Origin of the sequence: Embleya sp. NPDC056575, from assembly GCF_042793325.1 — a bacterium.
Lineage (GTDB): Bacteria > Actinomycetota > Actinomycetes > Streptomycetales > Streptomycetaceae > Embleya.
Map to the genome: position 1 here is coordinate 193,645 of NZ_JBHTVA010000009.1, position 22,838 is coordinate 216,482.

General features: G+C 71.4%; 21 protein-coding genes and 2 tRNA genes. 8 read left to right on the forward strand and 15 right to left on the reverse strand.

Annotated features, from left to right (window positions below; all coding sequences use genetic code 11):
- Positions 1–427: 427 nt before the first annotated feature.
- Positions 428–1,306: a hypothetical protein gene (locus ACFRCG_RS09675; protein ID WP_380030246.1), complete on the reverse strand. Its 879-nt coding sequence runs from the start codon at positions 1,304–1,306 to the stop codon at positions 428–430.
- A gap of 155 nt (positions 1,307–1,461) precedes the next feature.
- Here ACFRCG_RS09675 and ACFRCG_RS09680 point away from each other — a divergent pair, with 155 nt between their 5' ends.
- Positions 1,462–2,562 (forward strand): Glu/Leu/Phe/Val dehydrogenase, encoded by a 1,101-nt coding sequence (locus ACFRCG_RS09680; RefSeq protein WP_380030268.1) that lies wholly within the window; start codon positions 1,462–1,464, stop codon positions 2,560–2,562.
- Between the two features lie 239 nt (positions 2,563–2,801).
- Entirely contained in the window at positions 2,802–3,053 is a 252-nt protein-coding gene (locus tag ACFRCG_RS09685) for a DUF3073 domain-containing protein (protein WP_020555620.1), read from the forward strand.
- 195 nt (positions 3,054–3,248) lie between these two features.
- On the opposite strand, the gene purM is transcribed toward ACFRCG_RS09685, so the two are convergent.
- From purM to ACFRCG_RS09700, 3 genes are all read right to left on the reverse strand, one after another.
- The gene (purM, locus tag ACFRCG_RS09690; RefSeq protein ID WP_380030247.1) at positions 3,249–4,322 is read right to left on the reverse strand and encodes a phosphoribosylformylglycinamidine cyclo-ligase; all 1,074 of its coding nucleotides are present in this window, start codon (positions 4,320–4,322) and stop codon (positions 3,249–3,251) included.
- Positions 4,323–4,442: 120 nt separating this feature from the next.
- Positions 4,443–5,999 (reverse strand): amidophosphoribosyltransferase, encoded by a 1,557-nt coding sequence (gene purF / locus ACFRCG_RS09695; RefSeq protein WP_380030248.1) that lies wholly within the window; start codon positions 5,997–5,999, stop codon positions 4,443–4,445.
- 37 nt (positions 6,000–6,036) lie between these two features.
- Complete coding sequence (locus ACFRCG_RS09700) at positions 6,037–6,825, reverse strand: sterol carrier family protein (RefSeq protein WP_380030249.1); 789 nt, start codon at positions 6,823–6,825, stop codon at positions 6,037–6,039.
- 147 nt (positions 6,826–6,972) lie between these two features.
- Between ACFRCG_RS09700 and ACFRCG_RS09705 the strand changes: the two genes are divergently transcribed.
- Both ACFRCG_RS09705 and ACFRCG_RS09710 read left to right on the forward strand, forming a co-directional pair.
- The gene (locus ACFRCG_RS09705; protein WP_380030250.1) at positions 6,973–7,332 is read left to right on the forward strand and encodes a hypothetical protein; all 360 of its coding nucleotides are present in this window, start codon (positions 6,973–6,975) and stop codon (positions 7,330–7,332) included.
- Positions 7,302–8,171: a hypothetical protein gene (locus tag ACFRCG_RS09710; RefSeq protein ID WP_380030251.1), complete on the forward strand. Its 870-nt coding sequence runs from the start codon at positions 7,302–7,304 to the stop codon at positions 8,169–8,171. Before ACFRCG_RS09705 ends, ACFRCG_RS09710 begins: the two co-directional genes overlap by 31 nt.
- Before the next feature lie 84 nt (positions 8,172–8,255).
- Here ACFRCG_RS09710 and purL read toward each other — a convergent pair whose 3' ends face one another.
- From purL to purS, 3 genes are read right to left on the reverse strand one after another with little or no spacing between them, the layout of a single operon-like run.
- Positions 8,256–10,505 (reverse strand): phosphoribosylformylglycinamidine synthase subunit PurL, encoded by a 2,250-nt coding sequence (purL, locus tag ACFRCG_RS09715; RefSeq protein WP_380030252.1) that lies wholly within the window; start codon positions 10,503–10,505, stop codon positions 8,256–8,258.
- Positions 10,505–11,182 (reverse strand): phosphoribosylformylglycinamidine synthase subunit PurQ, encoded by a 678-nt coding sequence (gene purQ, locus ACFRCG_RS09720; protein ID WP_380003459.1) that lies wholly within the window; start codon positions 11,180–11,182, stop codon positions 10,505–10,507. The genes purL and purQ overlap by 1 nt, the downstream gene beginning before the upstream one ends.
- Positions 11,179–11,442 (reverse strand): phosphoribosylformylglycinamidine synthase subunit PurS, encoded by a 264-nt coding sequence (gene purS, locus ACFRCG_RS09725; protein WP_078976147.1) that lies wholly within the window; start codon positions 11,440–11,442, stop codon positions 11,179–11,181. The genes purQ and purS overlap by 4 nt, the downstream gene beginning before the upstream one ends.
- A 494-nt stretch (positions 11,443–11,936) precedes the next feature.
- Between purS and ACFRCG_RS09730 the strand changes: the two genes are divergently transcribed.
- The 3 genes from ACFRCG_RS09730 to ACFRCG_RS09740 all read left to right on the forward strand — a co-directional run bounded on the left by ACFRCG_RS09730 (position 11,937) and on the right by ACFRCG_RS09740 (position 12,716).
- Positions 11,937–12,263 (forward strand): Lsr2 family protein, encoded by a 327-nt coding sequence (locus ACFRCG_RS09730; protein ID WP_020555629.1) that lies wholly within the window; start codon positions 11,937–11,939, stop codon positions 12,261–12,263.
- 214 nt (positions 12,264–12,477) lie between these two features.
- A tRNA-Gly gene (locus ACFRCG_RS09735) sits at positions 12,478–12,549 on the forward strand.
- A 91-nt stretch (positions 12,550–12,640) separates the two neighbouring features.
- A tRNA-Gly gene (locus ACFRCG_RS09740) sits at positions 12,641–12,716 on the forward strand.
- 143 nt (positions 12,717–12,859) lie between these two features.
- On the opposite strand, the gene ACFRCG_RS09745 is transcribed toward ACFRCG_RS09740, so the two are convergent.
- The 7 genes from ACFRCG_RS09745 to ACFRCG_RS09775 form a co-directional block, all read right to left on the reverse strand.
- Positions 12,860–13,762: a phosphoribosylaminoimidazolesuccinocarboxamide synthase gene (locus ACFRCG_RS09745; RefSeq protein ID WP_380003457.1), complete on the reverse strand. Its 903-nt coding sequence runs from the start codon at positions 13,760–13,762 to the stop codon at positions 12,860–12,862.
- 73 nt (positions 13,763–13,835) lie between these two features.
- Positions 13,836–15,212, reverse strand: a complete 1,377-nt coding sequence (locus tag ACFRCG_RS09750) for a hypothetical protein (protein WP_380030253.1) — start codon at positions 15,210–15,212, stop codon at positions 13,836–13,838.
- A 192-nt stretch (positions 15,213–15,404) separates the two neighbouring features.
- The gene (purD, locus tag ACFRCG_RS09755) at positions 15,405–16,685 is read right to left on the reverse strand and encodes a phosphoribosylamine--glycine ligase (RefSeq protein ID WP_380030254.1); all 1,281 of its coding nucleotides are present in this window, start codon (positions 16,683–16,685) and stop codon (positions 15,405–15,407) included.
- A gap of 43 nt (positions 16,686–16,728) precedes the next feature.
- Positions 16,729–17,331: a hypothetical protein gene (locus ACFRCG_RS09760; protein WP_380030255.1), complete on the reverse strand. Its 603-nt coding sequence runs from the start codon at positions 17,329–17,331 to the stop codon at positions 16,729–16,731.
- An 89-nt stretch (positions 17,332–17,420) separates the two neighbouring features.
- Positions 17,421–18,143: a GntR family transcriptional regulator gene (locus tag ACFRCG_RS09765; protein WP_380030256.1), complete on the reverse strand. Its 723-nt coding sequence runs from the start codon at positions 18,141–18,143 to the stop codon at positions 17,421–17,423.
- Positions 18,144–18,404: 261 nt separating this feature from the next.
- The gene (locus tag ACFRCG_RS09770) at positions 18,405–19,757 is read right to left on the reverse strand and encodes an aspartate aminotransferase family protein (RefSeq protein ID WP_380030257.1); all 1,353 of its coding nucleotides are present in this window, start codon (positions 19,755–19,757) and stop codon (positions 18,405–18,407) included.
- A gap of 111 nt (positions 19,758–19,868) precedes the next feature.
- Positions 19,869–21,161 carry an adenylosuccinate synthase gene (locus ACFRCG_RS09775; RefSeq protein WP_380030258.1) on the reverse strand — a complete coding sequence of 431 codons (1,293 nt, stop codon included), beginning with the start codon at positions 21,159–21,161 and terminating at the stop codon, positions 19,869–19,871.
- A gap of 124 nt (positions 21,162–21,285) precedes the next feature.
- On the opposite strand from ACFRCG_RS09775, the gene ACFRCG_RS09780 reads away from it, so the two are divergent.
- On the forward strand, positions 21,286–22,227 hold the full coding sequence (locus ACFRCG_RS09780; RefSeq protein WP_380030259.1) for a diacylglycerol kinase family protein: 942 nt from the start codon (positions 21,286–21,288) through the stop codon (positions 22,225–22,227).
- Between the two features lie 145 nt (positions 22,228–22,372).
- On the opposite strand, the gene ACFRCG_RS09785 is transcribed toward ACFRCG_RS09780, so the two are convergent.
- Positions 22,373–22,789, reverse strand: a complete 417-nt coding sequence (locus ACFRCG_RS09785) for a DUF3151 domain-containing protein (protein WP_380030260.1) — start codon at positions 22,787–22,789, stop codon at positions 22,373–22,375.
- Positions 22,790–22,838 lie beyond the last annotated feature (49 nt).

Sequence of the window (22,838 nt, forward strand, 5' to 3'; positions counted from 1 at the left end):
GAACGGCTTGTCCTTCACAGTACAAGTACACCATCCGCCGCACCCGGTTGGTCAAACCGCCGGAATTGGCATCCCAGGGTTCAAGCCACGCGATCCCGAAGGACCAGGCATAGCGGACAGTCACATGACTGTGACGATGAGTCACACGGGCCCGGCCGTCCCCTCGCGTCCACCCCGCCCCACCAGCAACGAAGTATCCCCGATGACCCGACCCGACCAGACCGACTACATCTGGTTTGTCCTTTTCATCATATACGAACCATTCGCTGGCGTATGCACCTTGTTGTGAGTCGATCTCCGGCAACCTGGAGAGCTGGGAGTCCCACAACTCGAACCAGCAGGTTGAGAGGCTTTCAGATCACAGGGTGACTGAACACGAAAGAGTGACGACGGTCACGCCGAAACTTCATGAAATGCGGACGCTTGCTCAGCTCGCGTGCTCCAGGGCGCGTACCGATTGCCAACGCTCCGTAATCCTGCGGTAGGCCGCCGATGCTCGCGCTCCGTCACCGGACCCCAGTGCGGCGATGCCCTCCGCGACGTCCGCGACGGAGGTGTCGGCGGTCGGATCGGGGGCGACCAGCCGCACCAGGCCGCCGTAGTCGAGCTCGACCATCGCGCGCGGATGGAACTCCTCCAGCCACCGGCCGACGTTCTCCAGGCCGGCGATCAGCGCACCGTCCTCGACCGTCTCGCGCAGCACCTTCAGCGCCCGGGCGATCCGTCGCCTGGCCTGCACCATGGGGGTCCGGTAGTACAGCTCCCCGGGCCCGGCCGAGCCGCCCTCGGCCGCGGGCACCACGACCCGCTCCTCCGGAGCGAACAGCACGAACCAGCGCACCGGGACGTGCCACGTGCTGCTGTGGATGTGCGGGTGCACGTCGGGGTGCGCCGACTTCCACCGCTCGTGCTCCACGTGCGCCTGGTCGATCACCATCCGGGGCCAGAACACGTCCAGGACGGTCGCCGGATACTCCCGGCGCAGCTCGGCCAGCGCGGTCCAGCAGCGCAGCCGGGTCTGCCGGGGGCAGATCACCGTGACGCCGTCCAGGACCTGCACGTAGGCGTCCTCGCTCTCGTGCGGCGGGGCGATCACCGGAGGGGTGGCCAGAAGGTTCTCCAGGCCGCTCCGGTGCTCCTGCGCGGTGAGTCCGGCGGGCGAGGGCGGCTCGGCCGCCGCGGAGGTGCCTGACGGCCGCGTGGCGGCATACGCGGCCCACCGGCCGCGTTCCGGCTCGGAAAACGCCGCCAGCGGCTCGTACACCCGCAGATACGCCGCGTAGGGGGCAACCACCGAAGTCCGCACGAACGCATCTTGGCATGTCGCCGATGTCCCGAGCCGGCGAAGGTCCAACCCGGTGATCCGCTCGGGTCCTACGCTTGAACCGCCGCGCAGATCCGCGCGGCGCAGTGTCATCACGCCACCACGAAACCCATGGAGTCACCACAGTGACCGACAGCATGGACGGCCCGCACGACACGACGTCGGGCCTGGTGTTCGGCAGGTCGACCGGCCACGAACAGGTCGTCTTCTGCCAGGACCGCGCGAGCGGACTGCGCGCGATCATCGCGATCCACTCCAGCGCCCTGGGGCCCGCGCTCGGCGGTACCAGGTTCCACCCCTACGACACCGAGGAGGAGGCCGTCGACGACGTCCTCAACCTCTCCCGCGGCATGGCCTACAAGAACGCCCTCGCCGGCCTCGACCACGGCGGCGGCAAGGCCGTGATCATCGGCGACCCGACCAGGGACAAGTCCGAGGTGCTGCTGCGCGCCTACGGCCGCTTCGTCCAGTCCCTGGGCGGTCGCTACATCACCGCCTGCGACGTGGGCACCTACGTCGACGACATGGACGTGGTCGCCAAGGAGTGCGACTTCGTCACCGGCCGCTCCCCCGAGAACGGCGGTGCGGGCGACTCGTCCGTGCTGACCGCGTACGGGGTCTTCCAGGGCATGCTCGCCTCCGCCGAACACCGCTGGGGCACCCCGACGCTGCGCGGACGCCGAGTGGGCGTGGCGGGCGTCGGGAAGGTGGGCCGGCACCTGGTCGGGCACCTGGTCGCCGACGGCGCCTCGGTGGTGATCACCGACGTCGACGAGCGGGCGGTGGCCCGGGTGCGGCTCGAGCACCCCGAGGTGGACTTCGTGCCCGACACGGACGCCCTGATCCGCATACCGGACCTGGACGTCTACGCCCCCTGCGCGCTCGGCGGCGCGCTGAACGACGACACCGTGCCGGTGCTGACCGCGGCCGTGGTCTGCGGCGCGGCCAACAATCAGCTGGCCCATCCGGGGATCGAGAAGGCGCTGGCCGAGCGCGGCGTGCTCTACGCGCCGGACTACCTGGTCAACTCCGGCGGGGTGATCCAGGTGGCCGACGAGCGGCACGGATTCGACTTCGAGCGGGCCAAGCGCAAGGCCTCCGGCATCCGCGCCACCACCGCGCGGATCTTCGCCCTGGCCGACGAGGAGGGCGTGCCACCGGCCGTCGCGGCCGACCGATTGGCCGAGCGGCGGATGGCGGATGTGGGCCGGCTGCGTGACATCTACCTCCAAAGCTGACCGACAGGGTATCGTCAGACCCGGCAAAGGACCCCAGATCAGGCCCCTGACCAGCTGCAACGGCACAGCCCGGTCGGGGTCCGAGCCCCGCTGTCACCCATGCGACGTACCGTCCGGCGGCGGAAGCAGGTACCGTTAATCCCCTACGGGCCGGTTCTCAAGTGCCATCGAACCGTCCCTGACTATGAACGCGTGTCAAGACCCGGGGCCGTGAGCCCCGTCGTTGAGGGGGTCGAGCCATGGGGCGCGGCCGGGCCAAGGCCAAGCAGACAAAGGTCGCCCGCCAGCTGAAGTACAACAGCGGCGGTACGGATCTGAGCCGTCTGGCTGAAGAGCTGGGCGCGTCGTCGCCAACCGACTTGCCGATCGGCAAGCCCGAGGTTGACGACGACACGAGTGAAGACGAGTTCGACGACCCCTACGCGGGGTATTCGGCTCGCTACAACGATGACGAGGACGAGGAAGACGACGGCCGATCGCGCCATCGTTGACCCCGCACCCCTCGTCGTCGGGCACGGGAGGAAACACCCTCTTCAGCCGGGGTGCCCGTGCGCAGTGACACCGCCCGGTCCGGGACCGAGTAGGACGACTACTCGACCCCGGGCCGTTTGGCGTGTTCGCGAACACGCCCACGGCCGAGCCGCCGTCCCGTCGCGGGACGACGGCGGGCGCCGCGGGTGCCTTCGTCATGCCCGGTGATCGCCGCTCAGTACGGCCCGGCCGGAACCGGTGACGACGTCGCCGAGGATCCAGGCCGGCACGCCGCGCTCGGCGAGCACCGCGAGGGCCGCGTCGGCGGCGTCGGCGGCGACCACCGCGACCATGCCCACGCCCATGTTCAGCGTCTTCTCCAGCTCCGACCGGGGCACCTCGCCGAGCTCGCCGACCAGGCCGAAGATCGGGGCCGGGGTCCAGGTCGAGCGGTCCAGCCGGGCGTCCAGGTGGGCCGGGAGCACCCGGGCCAGGTTGGCCTCCAGGCCGCCGCCGGTGACGTGCGAGTAGGCGTGCACGTCGGTGCGCCGGGCCAGGTCCAGGCAGTCGAGCGAGTAGATCCGGGTCGGCTCGAGCAGTTCCTCGCCGAGCGTGCGGCCCAGCTCCGGGACGTCGCGGTCGAGCTTCCAGCCGGCGACGGCGAAGAACACGTGGCGGGCCAGCGAGTAGCCGTTGGAGTGCAGGCCGGAGGCGGCCATCGCGATCACCACGTCGCCCTCGCGCACACGCTCCGCGCCGAGCAGGCCGTCGGCCTCCACCACGCCGGTGCCGGCGCCCGCGACGTCGTACTCGTTCGGGTCGAGCAGGCCGGGGTGCTCGGCCGTCTCGCCGCCGACCAGCGCGCAGCCGGCCAGTACGCAGCCCTCGGCGATGCCCTTGACGATCGCCGCGACCCGCTCGGGGAAGACCTTGCCGGTGGCGATGTAGTCGGTCATGAACAGCGGTTCGGCGCCGCACACGACCAGGTCGTCGACGACCATGCCGACCAGGTCGTGGCCGATCGTGTCGTGCTTGTCCATCGCCTGCGCGATGGCGACCTTGGTGCCCACGCCGTCGGTCGCGGTGGCCAGCAGGGGGCGCTCGTACCGCTTGAGCGCGGAGACGTCGAACAGGCCGGCGAAGCCGCCCAGGCCGCCGACGACCTCGGGCCGGGTGGCCTTGCCGACCCATTGCTTCATCAGCTCGACGGCGCGGTCACCGGCCTCGATGTCGACGCCGGCCGCGGCGTAGCTCGCGGTGCGGGGGGTGGGGGTGGACTGGTCGCTCACGGCGGCGGCCCTTTCGGGTCGGGGTGGATCCTTGCGGAACGCCCGTCGCGCCCCCGGGAAGGGGGACACGACGCGGCGCACCGGAAACGGAAACTCGCTGGACTGCGCGGACTCGGCGGATCAGGGACGACGGAGCGCGTCCTCCGCGCCGCCGCCGCCGAGGAGGGCCTGCACGCCGTCCACGTCGGTGCGCACGGACTGCTCGATGCCTTCGAGCAGGTGCTTGCCCAACCGCTCGGGGTCGGGCAGCTCGATCGGGTATTCGCCGTCGAAGCAGGCCCGGCACAGCCGGTCCTTGGGAATGGTGGTCGCCTCGACCATCGCGTCGAGCGAGATGTAGGCGAGCGAGTCGGCGCCGAGCGACTTGGCGATCTCGTCCACCGAGAGACCGTTGGCGATCAGTTCGGCCCGGGTGGCGAAGTCGATGCCGAAGAAGCACGGCCACTTCACCGGCGGCGAGGAGATCCGCACGTGCACCTCGGCCGCGCCGGCCTCGCGCAACATGCGCACCAGCGCGCGCTGGGTGTTGCCGCGCACGATCGAGTCGTCGACCACGACCAGGCGCTTGCCCTGGATGACCTCGCGCAGCGGGTTGAGCTTGAGCCGGATGCCCAGCTGGCGGATGGTCTGGCTGGGCTGGATGAAGGTCCGGCCCACATAGGAGTTCTTGACCAGGCCGTTTCCGTACGGGATGCCGGACTGTTCGGCGTAGCCGATCGCGGCGGGGGTGCCCGATTCCGGGGTCGGCATGACCAGGTCGGCGTCGACCGGGTACTCCTCGGCAAGCCGGCGACCCATCTCGACCCGGGACGCGTAGACGCCGCGGCCCGCGATGGTGGTGTCGGGGCGGGCCAGGTAGACGTATTCGAAGACGCAGCCCTTGGGCTTGGCCTCGGCGAAGCGCCGGGTGCGCAGGCCGTGCTCGTCGACCGCGATCAACTCGCCCGGTTCGATCTCGCGGATGAACGAGGCGCCGACGATGTCGAGGGCGGCGGTTTCGCTCGCCACCACCCAACCGCGCTCCAGGCGGCCGAGCACGAGGGGCCGGATGCCCTGGGGGTCGCGCGCGGCGTAGAGCGTGGTCTCGTCCATGAAGACCAGCGAGAAGGCGCCCTTGACCTCGGGCAACACCTGCATCGCGGTCTGTTCCAGGGACAGGTCGGGACTGCCGGCCAGGAGCGAGGCGAGCAGGTCGGTGTCGCTGCTGGCCTCGATCCGGCCCTGGTAGGGGTAGTTGAGTTCGCCGCTGTCGGGACCCTGCTCGGCGACCAGACGGGACAGCTCACCCGTGTTGGTGAGGTTTCCGTTGTGGCCGAGCGCGATGCTGCCGGTCGCGGTGGCCCGGAACGTCGGCTGGGCGTTCTCCCAGACGGACGATCCGGTGGTCGAGTAGCGGGCATGGCCTACGGCCATGTGCCCGCGAAGCGAGCCCAGAGTGGTTTCGTCGAAGACCTGGGAGACCAGGCCCATGTCCTTGAAGACCAGGATCTGGGATCCGTTGCTCACAGCTATGCCCGCGGATTCCGTCCCGCGGTGCTGCAAAGCGTAGAGACCGAAATAGGTGAGTTTTGCGACCTCTTCGCCGGGGGCCCAGACGCCGAAGACGCCGCAGGCGTCCTGCGGGCCCTTCTCGCCGGGGAAGAGATCGTGGTTGAGTCGTCCATCGCCACGTGGCACGTGATCGAGTCTACGACAGGGCCGGATCGGTCGCGGATCACCCCATCAGTGGCAGGTATCCGGACAAGTCGCTGCGTTCGCCACTGGCCAGGACTCGGCCGTCGTCGACGGCGTCCGCCCAGGTCAGACGGCCGGTGGCGAGGCGGATCCAGGTCCTTGGGTCGGTCTCGACCACGTTGGGCGGAACGCCCCGAGTGTGCCGGGGTCCTGTGACGCACTGCACTACGGCGAACGGCGGGACGCGGACCTCGACCGCGTGTCCGGGAGCGCGGACGGCGAGCGCGTCGGCCAGTGCGCGCACCACCGTGCCGAGCGCGTGGCGGTCGTGTGGGAAGGGCTCGCCGGTGGCCCGCTCCAGGTCGTCGCTGTGCACCACGCCCTCGACGAGGCGGGTGACGAGCATGTCGGGCAGGCGCATCGGGCCGATCCGGGTGATCGTCGTGCGGGTGTCGGGGACGCCGTCCAGGGCGGCGATCGCGGCGTCGACGCAGTCGGCGGGGGTGCGGCCGGCCTCGGCCATGTCGTCGGCGATGGCGGAGATCACCGAGGCGTGCGCGGCGGTGCCGTTGGTCCACTGCTCGACGGTGATCGGCGGGCCGGTCGGGGCGGGTTCGGCGAGCCAGCGCGGGACCGCCTCGACGCTCGCGGCCAGGTGGCCGACCAGGTTGGCGGTGGACCAGCCGGTGAGCCCGGAGGGGGCGGCGAGTTGCTCCGGGGTCAGCCGCGCCGTGACCTCGGCCATCGCGCGCCACTCGGCGATCAGCGCGGTGCGCACCTTGGCCGGATCAACCTTGCGGGGGCGGGGCGCTGCGGGGCGGTTCGTCATGGGTGCAGGTTAAAGGGCGGTCGGCGGGCGGGGTGGAGGGTTTTCGGCTGGGGTCGGCGGGTTTTCGGCCCGGAGTAGGCGATTCGTTTCTGCACGGATTCGGCGCGCGCTCGCCCGCCACGGCCGGCGTGCCGTGACGCTGGGTGCATGAGCGATTACGGGGATCCCGGCCGGGTCGAGGCGATCGCGGCCGAGTTGGCCGGGGCGGCGGAGCGGGTGCGGCCGGTCTCGACGGCGGTCGACTGGCGCGGCGGGGCGGCGGAGGCGTTCGCGGCCCGGGCGCAGGTCTGGCGTCGGGAGTGCGCGGCGACGGAGCCGGCGGTGCTGGCCGTGGTCGAGGCGCTGCGGGCGCACGCGGCGGCGATACGGGCGGCGCTGGGCCGGATCGCGGCGAACGAGCGGGCGGCTCGGGAAAGGGTGGGGTCGGCGGCGGGCTCGGACGCGGCGGAGCGTTTTCCGGCGTCGGGCAGCGCGGCGTGGTTGGACGAGCGGTGGGCGGCGCGGTGATCGCCGGGTTCGCCGCCGCGCCCGACGCTCTGGTCACGCTCGCGGGTCGGTTGCGGGTGGTGGCGCGGGAGGTGTGGGGGCTGCGCGAGCGGGTGGCGGCGGTCGATGTCGCGGCGAGCCGCCCGTTGGCGCCGGAGACCTTCGAGGTGCTGCGGACCCGGCTTCGGGAGGCGGTGGAGACGCTGGATCGGGCCGAGCGGGGCGGGGTGGATCTGGCCGATCGGCTGGTCGACAACGCCCGGTCCTACGCGGAGGCGGACCACGGCGAGGCCACCCGACTGCTCGACCTGGCGCCGACGGGCGGGCCGGCCGCGGGGCTCGGACCGGCGGACGGGTGGATCCGCGCGGGCGAGCCGTCGTTCGCGCCGCCGGAGGTGTACGACGGGCCGTTCGCGGTGCGACCGATCGGTCGCGGGGCGGGCGTCGTGCGGATCACGGCGCCGGGGCCGGGCGGGGAGGAGATCGTGGCCCGGGCGAAGCGATGGGCCGACCTGGGGTTGGGCTACAGCATGAGCGGCTTCCACGACGGTTACCGCACGGACTGCTCGGGGCTGGTCTCGATGGCCTGGGGGCTGCCGCCGCCGGGGCTGACCACGGTGACCCTGCCGGAGGTGTCGCACCCGATCGGCGGGGACGACCTGCGCCCCGGCGACATCCTGCTCAACACCGCTCCGGGCGCGTCCGGCCACACGTTGATCTTCGCGGGCTGGGCGGACGCGGCGCACACCAGGTACCACGCGTACGAGGAGAGCGCGCGAAAGGGCGCGCACTTCGACACGATCCCCTACCCGTACTGGCCCGGGCACGGCACGTTCCGGCCGTATCGGCTGGGGACGTAGGGAACGGCGGGGCTCCGCCGGGAGACGGCGATGCCCGTGAGGGGTGCACGGGGCACCCCTCACGGGCACGGGAAAGCCGCCTGCTCAGCCGAACAGGGCCTTCAGGGTCTGCTCGTGGGCGGTGCGCAGTTCGTCCAGCGCCACCGTGAAGTGGCCCTGGAAGTCGAGCGTGTCGCCGTCGACCACACCGATCCGGGCGCACGGCAGGCCGCGCACCTTGCACATGTCGGTGAAGCGCATCTCCTCGCTCCTGGGCACCGCGACGATCGCCCGGCCCGCCGACTCGCTGAACAGCGCGACGGTCGGGTCGAGGTCCTCCGCCAGCACCACCCGCGCGCCGTGGCCGCCGGTCAGGCACGCCTCGACCAGGGCCTGGGCCAGACCGCCGTCGGCGAGGTCGTGCGCGGCGTCGATCATGCCGTCGCGCGAGCCCGCGATCAGGATCTCGGCGAGCAGCCGCTCGCGCTCCAGGTCCACCCTGGGCGGCAGGCCGCCGAGGTGGTCGTGGGCCACCTGTGCCCACGCCGAGCCGGACAGTTCCTCGTGCGTGTCGCCCAGGAGCAGGATGATCTGCCCCTCCTCGGCGAAGCCGACCGGCGTGCGCCGCTCGACGTCGTCGATCACGCCGAGCACGCCGACCACCGGGGTCGGGTGGATCGCCGTCTCGCCGGTCTGGTTGTAGAACGACACGTTGCCGCCGGTCACCGGCGTGCCCAGGACCTGGCACGCGTCGGCCAGACCGCGCGTGGTCTCGGCGAACTGCCACATCACCGCCGGGTCCTCGGGCGAGCCGAAGTTCAGGCAGTCGGTGACGGCCAGCGGCCTGGCACCGGTGGTGGCCACGTTGCGATACGCCTCGGCCAGCGCGAGCTGGGCGCCGGTGTACGGGTCAAGCTTGCAGAAGCGGCCGTTGCCGTCGGTGGCGAGCGCCACGCCCAGGCCGCTCTCCTCGTCGATGCGGACCATGCCGGAGTCCTCCGGCTGGGCCAGCACGGTGTTGCCGAGCACGTAGCGGTCGTACTGGTCGGTGACCCACGACTTGTCCGCCAGGTTCGGCGAGGCGACCAGGTCGAGCAGGGTCGCCTTCAGCTCGTCGGCCGTACCCGGGCGGGGCAGCCGCTCGGCCGCGTCGGCCTGGAGGGTGTCCTGCCACAGCGGGCGCGCGTAGGGGCGCTCGTAGACCGGCCCCTCGTGCGCGACGGTGCGCGGCGGCACGTCGACGATCTGCTCGCCGTGCCAGAAGATCTCCAGCCGGTCGCCCTCGGTGACCTCGCCGACGACGGTGGCGATGACATCCCACTTGTCGCAGATCTCCATGAAGCGGGCCACGTGGGCCGGCTCCACGACCGCGCACATGCGCTCCTGCGACTCGCTCATCAGGATCTCTTCGGGCGAGAGCGTGTGGTCGCGCAGCGGGACGGTGTCCAGCTCGACCCGCATGCCGCCGGACCCGGCCGAGGCCAGCTCCGAGGTGGCGCAGGACAGGCCCGCGCCGCCGAGGTCCTGGATGCCCGCGACCAGGTGCTCGCGGAACAGCTCCAGGGTGCACTCGATCAGCAGCTTCTCCTGGAACGGGTCGCCGACCTGGACGGCCGGGCGCTTGGCCGGGCCGTCCGCGTCGAACGTCTCCGAGGCCAGGACCGAGACCCCGCCGATCCCGTCGCCGCCGGTGCGGGCGCCGTACAGGATCACCAGGTTGCCCGCGCCGGACGCCTGCGCGAGGTGGATGTCCTCGTGCTTCATCACGCCCACGCACAGCGCGTTGACCAGCGGGTTTCCCTGATAGCAGGGGTCGAAGACGATCTCGCCGCCGATGTTGGGCAGGCCCAGGCAGTTGCCGTAGCCGCCGATGCCCGCGACCACACCGGGCAACACGCGCCGGGTGTCGGGGTGTTCGGCCGCGCCGAAGCGCAGCGGGTCCATCACCGCGACGGGGCGGGCGCCCATCGCCAGGATGTCGCGCACGATGCCGCCGATCCCGGTCGCGGCGCCCTGGTAGGGCTCCACGTAGGACGGGTGGTTGTGCGACTCGACCTTGAAGGTCACCGCGTAGCCCTGGCCGACGTCGACGACGCCGGCGTTCTCCCCGATGCCCACGAGCATCGCGTCGTTCTCGGGCATCTTGTCGCCGAACTGGCGCAGGTGCACCTTGCTCGACTTGTACGAGCAGTGCTCGGACCACATCACCGAGTACATGGCCAGCTCGGAGGAGGTCGGCCGGCGGCCCAGGATCTCCCGGATGCGGGTGTACTCGTCCGGCTTGAGGCCGAGTTCGGCGAAGGGCTGCTCGACGTCGGGGTGTTCGAGCGCGTTCTTGACGGTGTCGAGGCTCATCAGGCGTTCACCAGGCGCTTCAGGATCGAGGTGAAGAAGGGGAGGCCCTCGGTCGTGGGACCGGTCAGCGGCTCCACCGCGTGCTCGGGGTGCGGCATCAGACCGACCACGTTCCCGGCCGCGTTGCTGATGCCGGCGATGTCGCGGCGCGATCCGTTCGGGTTGAGGTCCAGGTAGCGGGCGATCACCCGGCCCTCGGCCTCCAGCATGTCCAGGGTGCGCTCGTCGGCGACGAAACCGCCTTCACCGTTCTTGAGCGGAACGGTGATCTCCTGTCCGGGCTCGAAGTCCGACGTCCATGCGGTGGACGTGTTCTCGATCCGCAGCTTTTGGTCCCGACAGATGAAGTGGAGGTGGTCGTTGCGGGTGAGCGCGCCCGGCAGCAGGTGCGATTCGCAAAGAATTTGGAAACCGTTGCAGATGCCCAATACCGGAAGACCGGCCTGCGCCTGCTCGATCACCGATTCCATGACCGGCGAGAAGCGCGAGATGGCTCCGCAACGCAGGTAGTCGCCGTACGAGAATCCGCCGGGCAGGACGACCGCGTCGACCTGCTGGAGGTTCTTGTCCTTGTGCCACAGGGCGACCGGCTCGGCGCCGGCGATGCGCACCGCGCGCCGGGCGTCGTGGTCGTCGAGCGAACCGGGGAAGGTGACGACGCCGACGCGGATCGTCACTTCTCCCCCTCCGCCTCGACGCGGACGGTGAAGTCCTCGATCACGGTGTTGGCGAGGAAGGACTCGGCGGCTTCGCGGATGCGGGCGAGGGCGGCCTCGTCGACCGGTCCTTCCAGCTCCAGCTCGAAACGCTTGCCCTGGCGGACGTCGGTGATTCCGTCGAATCCCAGCCGCGGCAGCGCGCGCTGCACGGCCTGTCCCTGGGGATCGAGGATTTCCGGCTTGAGCATGACGTCGACGACGACGCGTGCCACAGGCACTCCCACTGTGATGGTTCGGGCCGGTCGTCCGTATCGCGGGATACGGGGGGTCGGACCCTGCTGCTGGATCGGGTCGGTCGACGCCGGCACCCGATGGATCGGCGGTATCAGGGTACCGGCCGCCTCCGGGCGACCCACCCCGGCGCCGAGTTATCCACAGCTTTGGGGTTGTCCACAGGGAGCCCGGGCGGGTCCGGATGTCAATATATCGCCTTCAAACGGGCAATGTGCCCCGGCTGGGCTCATCCGGCTGTCGACTCGGCGTCGCGTTGTCCACAGGCTGTGGATCAAACCGGCCGACACTCTGGACACGCCGCCCTCGCGCGGCGAGAGGAATATCTCGCGTATCGTGAAAACGAATCGCCGACCGGTAAATTAGCGCTTACCGAACCGGAGAACAGCGGACCACACCGCAACGGTTCGCGTTTAGCGCTTAGACTCGGCAATGTAGTTTTGTTTTTCGCCTCGGTGCTATCACCCGAGAGGACACCGCCATGGCCCAGCGTGTAGTCGTCAGCCTGCACGACGACATCGACGGAAGCGAGGCCACGGAAACCATCCGTTTCGGCCTCGACGGCAAGTCGTATGAAATCGACCTTTCGGAAGAGCACGTTCAGCAGATGCGGGATGCGCTGGCTCCTTATCTCGCGGTCGCGCGACGTACCGCGCGTACCGGAAAGCCCTTCCGCCAGACGACCGTCGCCTCCGACCCCGCGGCGGTACGGGCCTGGGCCCGTGCGCGCGGTATGGACGTACCCGCCCGCGGGCGCATCCCTGCCCGGGTATACGCGGAATTCGAGGCCGCCAACACCGCGAACTGAGCGCGCCTCCGCACCGGCGACCGACACCACACGTGTCCGACCCGGCCACCTCTCGGCCCCCGTCCCCGCCTGCGGCGGAGCGGGGGCCGGGGTCGTTCCGAAAGAACTTTCCCTGGCAAACCCGGACATCCGTGATGATCCGACTCCGGAGCGTACTGGGCACCCTCGGGGGTCCTATAGAGTTCTCTTGCACCCGGGAAACCGGGGAACACACGCAGGCGTAGCTCAGTGGTAGAGCGCCCCCTTTCCAAGGGGGAGACGCAGTGTTCAATTCCTGTCGCCTGCTCTGCTCGGCCCCTCGAACCGAGGTCGGTGGCAACCACCTCCGCGGATCGGGTAGGGTTGGGGACACAACGCGGGGCAGCGCCCCGAGTCGTGCGGACGTGGCTCAGTTGGTAGAGCATCACCTTGCCAAGGTGAGGGTCGCGAGTTCGAATCTCGTCGTCCGCTCCACAAGAAGGCCGGATCACTTATGTGATCCGGCCTTTCTGTCGTGTGCGCCGAGTCCGCCGGGGGCGCGTGGGCCGAATACCGCCCCGGCCGGCCCGACGGGTGTCGGGCCGGCCGGGGATCGGCGTCCGGCGGGCTCGAATCGATCAGGCCCAGCGGTTGCCGGTCAGTCGCTCGTACACCTCGACGTACTTCTCGTGCGTGCGCGCGACGACCTCCTCGGGCATGTCCGGCGGCGGGGTGTCCGCAACGCGGTCCCAGCCCGACTCGGGCGAGGTGAGCCAGTCGCGCACGTACTGCTTGTCGAAGGACGGCTGGGCGTGCCCGGGCGCCCAGCGGTCGGCGGGCCAGTAGCGGGACGAGTCGGGGGTCAGCACCTCGTCGGCGAGCACCAGGCCCCCCGCCGGGTCGAGGCCGAACTCGAACTTGGTGTCGGCCAGGACGAGGCCGCGCTCGCGCGCGATGTCCCGGGCCCGGCCGTAGACGGAGAGCGTGGCCCGGCGCAGCGCGTCGGCCAGTTCCGCGCCGTGCCGCTCGGCGACGTACGCGAAGGAGACGTTCTCGTCGTGCTCGCCGACCTCGGCCTTGGTGGCCGGGGTGAAGATGGGCTCGGGCAACTCGGAGCCCTCGGTCAGGCCCTCGGGCAGCGCGACGCCGCACACCGAGCCCGAGGCGCGGTACTCCACGGTGCCGGACCCGGCCAGGTAGCCGCGGGCCACACACTCGACCGGCACCATGTCCAGGCGACGGCACACCAGGGTGCGGCCGGCCCAGTCGGCGGGGGCGCCGGCGGGCACGTCGGTGGACAACACGTGGTTCGGGTACAGGTCCGCCAGCAGGTCGAACCACCACAGCGACAGGCTCGTGAGGATCCGGCCCTTGTCCGGGATCCCGGGCTCCAGGACCCAGTCGTAGGCGGAGATCCGGTCGCTCGCCACCATCACGAGGTTGTCGTCGGCGTCGGTGTACAGCTCGCGCACCTTGCCGGTGTGGATGTGGGTCAGACCGGGGACCTCGACCGGCTCGGGTTTGGTGACGAATCCGCTCACGGAACCAGCGCTTTCTTGGGGTGTGGTGGGGCAGGGTGAGTCTTTCACGGGCCCCACCACGGACCCGAGGGCGTCAGGCCGCCGAACCGTCGGGGTGGACCGGCTCGCGGGTGGCGATGCCGATCCGGGCCAGCCAGGCGCGCAGCGGGGCGTCGTTGCGCTCGTCGACGGCACGGGTGATCAGCGTCGCCAGGTCGACCGCGCGGCCGGAGCCGTCGACCAGGACCGGGCCGTCCAGCCAGTCCACCGCGGGGTGCATCCGGCCGGTGTCCAGGGCCGCGCACGCCACCACCGCGAACAGGTGGTCGGCGGCCTTGCGGTGGTCCTCGTCCGGATCCCGGCGCAGCACCGCCAGGGCGTCGTCGACGGGGGCCGCGAACGCCGCCGCGCGGGCCCGCCACACCGGCTCGATGACCGCGTCGGGGTAGTCGGCCCAGGAGACCGGCTCGGGGGTGGGCCCGTCGGCGAAGATGCCCGCCGCGAGCCGGGAGATCTCGCCGTCCACGGCGACCGGGTCGGCGAGCAGGTCGCCGGCGGCCCGCTCGGCCAGGCGGGCGCCGAACGCGTCGGCGAGCTTGTCCCGCCGGGACAACTCGGTCAGCGCCGAGACCACGCCCGCCATCAGCGCGTCCGGGCGGCGGCCGATGGCCCAGGCGGGAGCGGCGAGCCGGGTCAGCAGGCGGTCCCAGCCGGCGTAGGCCAGGCCGACCTGTTCGTGCGCGGTGGCGCGCAGTTCGGGCTCCAGCGGGATGGCCAGGGCCGCCGCGCCGACCGCGATCTCGCGCTCCATCAGTTCGGCGTGGCCCTGGCACAGGCCGAGCAGTTGGCGGGCGAAGGAGCGGGAGAGCCGGCGGGCCGGGCGCAGCGGGGCCGGGCCGAGCGGGCGCCGTACGTCGGCGACCGCGTCGAGGCGGCGGACCCAGCGGCGGGCACCGGCGACCACCGGTTCGGCGGACGCCTCGGTACCCGCCACGACCGGGGCGAGCAGGGCGCGCAACTCGCCCACCCGCAACCACCACAGGAACGGCGCACCGACCACCAGGACGGTGCGTCGGGGTCGGCGGGGGTCGGGTTCCAGCCAGCTGTCGCATTCCGGGCACAAGCGGATGCCGTCGGGCACCGGCACGTTCAGGCGCTCGGCCAGCTCGCGCACCATCGTGTGCAGCTCCGGCGCGTCGTCCGGGGCCAGCACGACCGCCGGGACACCGGTGCGGCGCACCAGCGCCAGGTCGAGCGCGACCCACCCGAGCACGGCCACGATGGCCGTTGCCAAGGCGGCGAGCAGCGTACCCGGGGCACTCTCGCCGAAGGTGCGCGAGGCCCAGTACACCAGCAGGCCCGCGGCCGTCAGCGCGGCCAGGACGGCACCGTTGCGCACCCACAGCACCGCGCGCGCCCGCGCGCGTGCCTCGGCCAGCGCCAGTGGTTCGGCCGACTCGCCCACACGCATCGCCCCCATCCGATCCTGGATCCGGGGATCACTCGTCCGGGTCGTCGGTCACGACCCGCGGTGCTCGCACGATAATGCGACGAGTTCCGGTGTTCAGCCGCTTCGGGCCGAACACCATCCCTGCGAGTGAGATCCGGGGCCGGACGGCTGTGTGGGTTTGAGCCGACCGGTAAAGGGGCCGAACGGCCGAATTCAGCCCTGGGACCGGTAGCCGGCGACCGAGATCTCGCCCCGGCTCGCCCTGGCGGCGATGTCGGTGCGGTGGTGCGAGCCGGGCAGGCCGATCAGGGCCACACCCTCGTACGCGCGCTCCCGGGCCTGCTCCAGGGTCGCCCCGGTGCCGGTGACGGAGAGCACGCGGCCGCCGGAGGACAACACCTCGCCGGCCTCGCCGCGGCGGGTGCCGCCGTGCAGGACGTAGGTGTGCGGGAGCTTGGCCACCTCGGCCAGGCCCTTGATCGGGTCGCCCGTGCGCGGGGTGGCGGGGTAGTTCTCGGCGGCCACCACCACGGTCACGGCCGCGCCCTCGTGCCAGCGCAGCGGCTCCAGTTCGCCCAGTCGCCCGGTCGCGGCGGCGTGCAGCACGCCCGCCAGCGGGGTGGCCAGGCTCGCCAGCACCACCTGGGTCTCGGGGTCGCCGAAGCGGCAGTTGTACTCGATCACGCGCGGGCCGCGCGAGGTGAGCGCGAGGCCGATGAACAGCACGCCGGAGAACGGGGTGCCGCGGCGGCGCATCTCGTCCACGGTGGGCTGGGCGACGGTGCGCACCAGGTCCTCGGTCAGGCCCTCGGGGGCCCACGGGAGCGGGGTGTAGGCGCCCATGCCTCCGGTGTTGGGGCCCGCGTCGTCGTCGCCGACCCGCTTGAAGTCCTGGGCGGGCTGGAGGGCCACCACGTCGTCGCCGTCGCAGAGCACGAACAGCGAGACCTCGGGGCCGTCCAGGAACTCCTCGATCACCACCCGGTCGCAGGACGCGGCGTGCGCGCGGGCGACGTCGAGGTCGTCGGTGACCACGACGCCCTTGCCGGCGGCGAGGCCGTCGTCCTTGACCACGTAGGGCGGCCCGAACGCGTCGAGGGCGCGGTCGGCCTCCTCGGCGGTGGTGCACACGTAGCTGCGGGCGGTGGGCACACCGGCGGCGGCCATCACCTCCTTGGCGAACGCCTTGGAGCCTTCCAGGCGCGCGGCGGTACCGGACGGGCCGAAGCAGTCGATGCCCCGCGCGCGCACGGCGTCCGCGACCCCGGCGACCAGCGGGGCCTCGGGGCCGACGACGACGAGGTCGACGCCGAGGCGCTGGGCGAGGTCGGCGACGTCCCCGGCGTTGAGGGCGTCGACCTGGCGCAGTTCGGCCACCTGCGCGATGCCGGCGTTGCCGGGCGCGCAGTAGACGGCGGACACCGCGGAGTCGAGGGAGAGCGAGCGGCACAGGGCGTGCTCACGGGCACCGCTGCCAATCACGAGGACCTTCACACGGGCAGCCTAGTGGCACACCCGGCGGCGGATGCCCCCGCGCTCAGGCGAAGACGACCATCGCGCCCAGGGTGACGCTCTCCTGGGCGGCGGCGTACAGGGTCGCCCAGACGAAACGTTCGCGGGCGAACGGGGCGCCGTCGTAGGTCGGCGTCGGCCTGGGCGGGTCGAGCAGGTCCACGCCGATGAACGGGGCCAGGTCCTCCAGCTCGCGCAGCATGCCCAGGCTGGAGCCGAGCGGCCCGCCTTCCTCGGGCAGCGGGTCGTCCATCAGCGGTTGCGGGAAGTCGATCGGCAGGTAGGCGCCGGCGTGGTCGTAGTGCCACACCAGGTGGGAGAACTGGGCGGCCGCCTCGAAGGTCTCCAGGAGGCGGTCGTAGTCCTCGCCCAGTCGCTCCACCGGGGTGACCGGGAACCCCGTGCGGTGCAGCAGGTAGGCGCGGCGCAGGTAGTGCAGCGACTCGTGGTCGAACGCGCCCGCGAGCCGCACCTCTGCGGTGCCCGGCTGCCAGGTGCGCACCGGCACGGTGGGCAGGCCGTGGCCCACCAGTGCGGCGTCGTAGGCGGCCAGTTCGTCGCGGAACGGATTCTCCGGGTTGTGACACAGCGCGTCCACCAGCGGAACGAGCCAGACGTCGCAATCCACGGTGCAGCTCCCGGTCCTGTCGATCCCACGCGGCGGTTACCGGCGCCACCGTACCGCCACCGCGCCGGCCCCCATCCTGTGGGCAAGCGTCAGTGCGCGTCCGCGAGTTCGCGGGCGAGCCGGCGACCGGCCGAGGTGTAGTCGCGCATCAGCGCCATCGATCCCTCCGCGTCGCGCGCGGCGACCCGGTCGGCGAGTTCGCGATAGCGGCCCCAGCCCGACGCGGTCGGCGGGGCGTCGCGCAGGTAGGGGACGATGTACATCCAGGCTTGGACCCGAAAGACCGCGAGCACGTCGGCGAGTCGGCGATTGCCGCTCCAGCGACCCAGTTCGCCGAAGAACCGCCGGTCGAGCAGCGCGACCTCGGACACGTCGCCGTTCCAGTGCGCGCCGTCGAGTCGGTCGCCGAGCGCGCGCAGCACCGGCATCGCCTCGTCCGGCGCGGTCCGGGCGATCCGGCCGATCAGCGGCACGCCCAGCAGTCGGCGCGACTCGACGATCTCGGCGAAGTCGGTCCAGGTGAACCGGCAGACCTGGAAGCCGCGATGGTGGCCGCCGAGCAGCAGGCCCTGCGCGGCCAGTTGGATCAGCGCCTCGCGCACGGGGGTCGCCGACACCCCGAAACGTTGCGCGGTCTCGTTGACGGTGAGCGAGGTACCGGCCGGCAGCCGGCCCGTCACCAGGTCGTCGCTCAACACCTCGGCGATCTCCTGGCGCAGGCTGATCCGCCGCAACGGGGCCTGAGCACCGCCGGGATCGGCCGGGCCGAAAAGCAGGCCGCCGTCTAAAACACTGCCCTGTGCCGACTGCACGCGGTCTCTTCTCGCCGGCCGTCGGCACCGTCGCGCCGACGGGCACCCGTCCGATCAAGTCGATCGCGTCGATCATATGAACCGATATCCGATTTGGGGAGCAACGTGCCCATCCGATTTCGCCCGGGACGCCGGGAGTCGGGGCCCGAAGGGGTGATCGGGCGGCGAACACCGGGGGCGGAAACGCGAAAAAGCCGTACCCGCGCCGAAGTCGGCGCGGGTACGGCCCGGTTCGCGAAGTGTCGCACGCGGTGCGAAGGGCTACCCGCAGAACGCGTCGGCGACGGTCAGCGCCTCGTCCAGGATGGCCAGGCCCTCCTTGACCTCGGCCTCGGTGCTCGTGCACGGCGGCACCACGTGGGTGCGGTTCATGTTGACGAACGGCCACAGGCCGCGCGCCTTGCACGCCGCGGTGAACTCGTTCATCGGCCGCGCGGCGGGGCCGGCGGCGTTGTAGGCGACCAGCGGCTCGCGGGTCTCCTTGTTCTTGACCAGCTCGATCGCCCAGAACACGCCGAGGCCGCGCACCTCGCCGACGCTCGCGTGCCGCGCCGCCATCGCGCGCAGTTCGGGGCCGATCACGCTCTCCCCGAGCCACTTGGCGTTCTCGACGATCTTCTCGTCGCGCATCGCGGTGATCGTCGCGACGGCGGCGGCGCAGGCCAGCGGGTGACCGGAGTAGGTCAGGCCGCCCGGGTAGGGGCGCTCGCGGAAGGTCTCGAAGATCCGGTCCGAGATGATCACGCCGCCGAGCGGGACGTAGCCGGAGTTGACGCCCTTGGCGAAGGTGATCAGGTCGGGGGTGATGTCCCAGTTGTCCACCGCGAACCACGCGCCGGTGCGGCCGAACCCGGCCATCACCTCGTCGGCGATGAAGATGATCCCGTACTTGTCGCACAGCGCCCGCACACCCGCGAGGTAGCCGGCCGGCGGCACCAGGATGCCGGCGGTGCCGACCACGGTCTCCAGCACGATCGCGGCGATCGTCTGGGCGCCCTCGAACACGATGGTGTTCTCCAGGTGCGCCAGCGCGCGCTCGCACTCCTGCGCCTCGCCGTCGGCGTGGAACGCGGAGCGGTAGGCGTACGGGCCCCAGAAGTGCACGATGCCGGACACGCCGGTCTCGTTCGGCCAGCGGCGCGGGTCGCCGGTCAGCGCGATCGCGTTGGCGGTGGCGCCATGGTACGAGCGGTAGGTGGAGAGCACCTTGTGCCGGCCGGTGTGCAGCCGCGCCATCCGGATCGCGTTCTCGTTCGCCTCGGCGCCGCCGTTGGTGAAGAAGACCCGGTTCAGGTCGCCGGGCGCCAGCTCGGTGATCAGCCGCGCGGCCTCGCTGCGGGCGTCGTTGGCGAAGGCCGGCTGGACCATGCACAGCTTGTCGGCCTGCGCCTTGATCGCCGCGACGACCTTGGGGTGCTGGTGTCCGATGTTGGTGTTGACCAGCTGGGACGCGAAGTCCAGGTATCGGTTGCCGTCGTAGTCCCAGAAGTAGGAACCCTCGGCGCCCGCGACCGCCAGCGGGCTGATGAGCCCCTGTGCGGACCAGGAGTGGAAGACGTGGGCGCGGTCGGCGTCGTAGACGGCCTTCCCGGCCGCCGGGTCCAGAGTGCTCATGCGGCCACCCTAAGGCCGGGCAAACGCCGTCCGAAGCGACAGATTGTCAACGATCACGGGGTCCTGCCGACAGTGTGTCGGCAGGACCCCGCGTGGCCTCGAATCCGTGCGCTACTTGCCGCGCAGCAGGCTGTTGATCTCGATGGTCTGTGTGCGGCCGGGGCCGACGCCGATCGCCGAGATCGGGGCGCCGGACATCTCCTCCAGGGCCCGGACATAAGCCTGCGCGTTCCGCGGCAGATCCGCGAAGGTGCGCGCGCCGGTGATGTCCTCGGTCCAGCCGGGCAACATCTCGTAGATCGGCTTCGCGTGGTGGAAGTCGGTCTGCGACATGGGCAGTTCGTCGTGCCGCACGCCGTCGATGTCGTACGCGACGCAGACCGGGATCCGCTCCCACCCGGTGAGCACGTCCAGCTTGGTCAGGAAGAAGTCGGTGAGCCCGTTGACCCGGGTGGCATACCGCGCGATGACCGCGTCGAACCAGCCGCAGCGCCGGTCGCGCCCGGTGGTCACGCCGCGCTCGTGGCCGATCCGGCGCAGCGCCTCGCCGTCCTCGTCGAAGAGTTCGGTCGGGAAGGGGCCGGCACCCACGCGCGTGGTGTACGCCTTGAGGATGCCGATCACACCGGTGATCTTGGTCGGGCCGATGCCGGATCCGGCGCACGCGCCGCCCGCCGTGGGGTTGGACGAGGTGACGAACGGATAGGTGCCGTGGTCCACGTCCAACAGCGTGCCCTGACCGCCCTCCAACAGGACGACCTTGCCCTGGTCCAGGGCCTGGTTCAGGACCAGCGTGGTGTCGGTGACGTAGGGCCGCAGCTGATCGGCGTAGCCGAGGTATTCCTCGACGATCTCCTCGACCTTCAGCTCGCGGCGGTTGTACATCTTGACCAGCATCTGGTTCTTGTCCGACAGCGCGCTCTCGACCTTTTGGGTCAGGATGCCGGCGTCGAACAGGTCCTGGACGCGGATCCCGACCCGGTTGATCTTGTCGGCGTAGGACGGGCCGATGCCGCGTCCGGTGGTGCCGATCTTGCGCTTGCCGAGGAACCGTTCCGTCACCTTGTCCAAAGTGCGGTGGTACGGCGTGATCAGGTGCGCGTTGCCCGAGATGAGCAACTTGGAGGTGTCGATGCCGCGTTCGACCAGGGTGCTGATCTCGTGCAGCAGCACCCCCGGGTCGACCACGACACCGTTGCCGATGACGGGCGTGCACTCGGGCGTGAGGATGCCGGAGGGCAGCAGGTGGAGGGCGTACTTCTGATCGCCGATGACAACGGTATGGCCGGCATTGTTGCCGCCCTGGTACCGAACCACGTAGTCGACGGATCCGCCGAGCAGGTCGGTAGCCTTCCCCTTGCCCTCGTCTCCCCATTGGGCGCCGACGAGTACGAGTGCGGGCATGAGGCGTACACCCCTTCCAGGCGGGGCATGTTTGACAACGGGAGCCCCGGACGGTCCAAGCCCCTTGACGCGATGCGCGGCAAGGGGCTCTTGCGGGGAGAGGTTACCTGAGGAAGGACGACCGGTGTCGGCCGAGCGCTCGCTGCTCGTGATCACGGACCCTGCGGCTCGCTCGGCGGACGGCGAATCCGTCCGGGTCGCGCTCGATGTTCTGCGGGCCTGCGCCCCCAGCAAGATCGTCATTCCCACCGACCCCGCCGACCTGCAGCGCGCCCTCGCGCGGCGGGGGCGTCGGCGTGTCGTGGTGATCGGCGGGGATGCCGGAGTACACGCCGTCGCGCGGTTACTGGATCGTGCGGGCGAGCTCGGCGAGACGCCGCTGGGCATCGTCCCGATCGACACCGGAAGCGGCCACGGGCTCGCCGAGGCGCTGGGCCTGCCGGCCGAGCCCGCCAAGGCGGCACGCGTGGCACTGGGCGAGAACGAACGTTCCTTCGACCTGTTGTCGGACGACCTGGGCGGCCTCGCGCTGCGCTCGGTCCGGATCGGACACGGCGTGCGTGCCGGTCGCGTCGGGCCGGTCGCGGGCATGTCCGGACGCGGCTGGCGCGGGTTGTGGGATCAGGCCGCGCGGACCGTGTCGAGCACCGTCGGCGCCGCCGTCGGGCCCTCGGGACACCGGCTGCGGATCGAGGCGGACGGCCGGGTCGTGGCCGACACGGATCGCCCCGTGTTGTCCGTGCACCTGGGCTGCGACGGGTCGAGCACGCCCGGCCCGAGGATGACGGAAGTCACAGTGAACGGGTACAACGGCCGAAGCGGAACACACGGGGCGAACGGCTCGAACGGCGTGGGCACCGCGACCGTGATGATCACCGGCCACCCGGGCACGTCCCGCTTCGGCACCAACCCGGCCCTCGACGCACCGGTACAACTGCGCGCCCACGAAATCACGGTACGCGGCCGCGACTTCACCTACGCCGCCGACGGAATGCCCACCGGCCCGGTCCACCTGCGCACCTGGACGGTACGCCCGACAGGCTGGCGCCTGTTCGTCCCGGCGTAACACCGCGACCGCGCCCCACCCGGGGCGCGGCCGAACAGCAGCCGCAGCCAAAAACGCCGGCCGGGCAAACCAACCAGCCCGGCCGGCGTTTGAGGCCAATCAGCCCGGCCGGCGTTTGAGGCCACCTCGGCCGGAGGCCGGGTGCTCAGCCCTCCAGGGCGTTGGCCCCCGTCGCACTGCTGTCCCGCAGGAAGATGGTGCAGCGCGAGTACTCCTCCTCCTCACCGATGGCACCCGCGGCCCGCGCAAGCGCGTGCAGGGAACGCAGGAACCCCCGGTTCGGCTCGTGCTCCCACGGCACCGGCCCGTGCCCGCGCCACCCCGCCCGCCGCAGCGCGTCCAGTCCGCGGTGGTAGCCCACCCGCGCGTAGGCGTAGGACTCGATCACGCTGCCCCGGTCGAATGCCTCGTCGGCCAGGTCGGCCCACGCGAGCGAGAAGGTCGGGAACTTCGCGGCCACCTCGGCCGCCGGCACGCCGTCCACGAGCAGCGCCAGCGGCTCGGACTCCTCGGGCAGGTAGGTGGGATCGGGTCCGCCGAAAAGGTTCTGGTCGATGGTCATGGACCCCATGATCGCCCATCACGCGCCGAGGCCCGCGACCTCGTGGTCG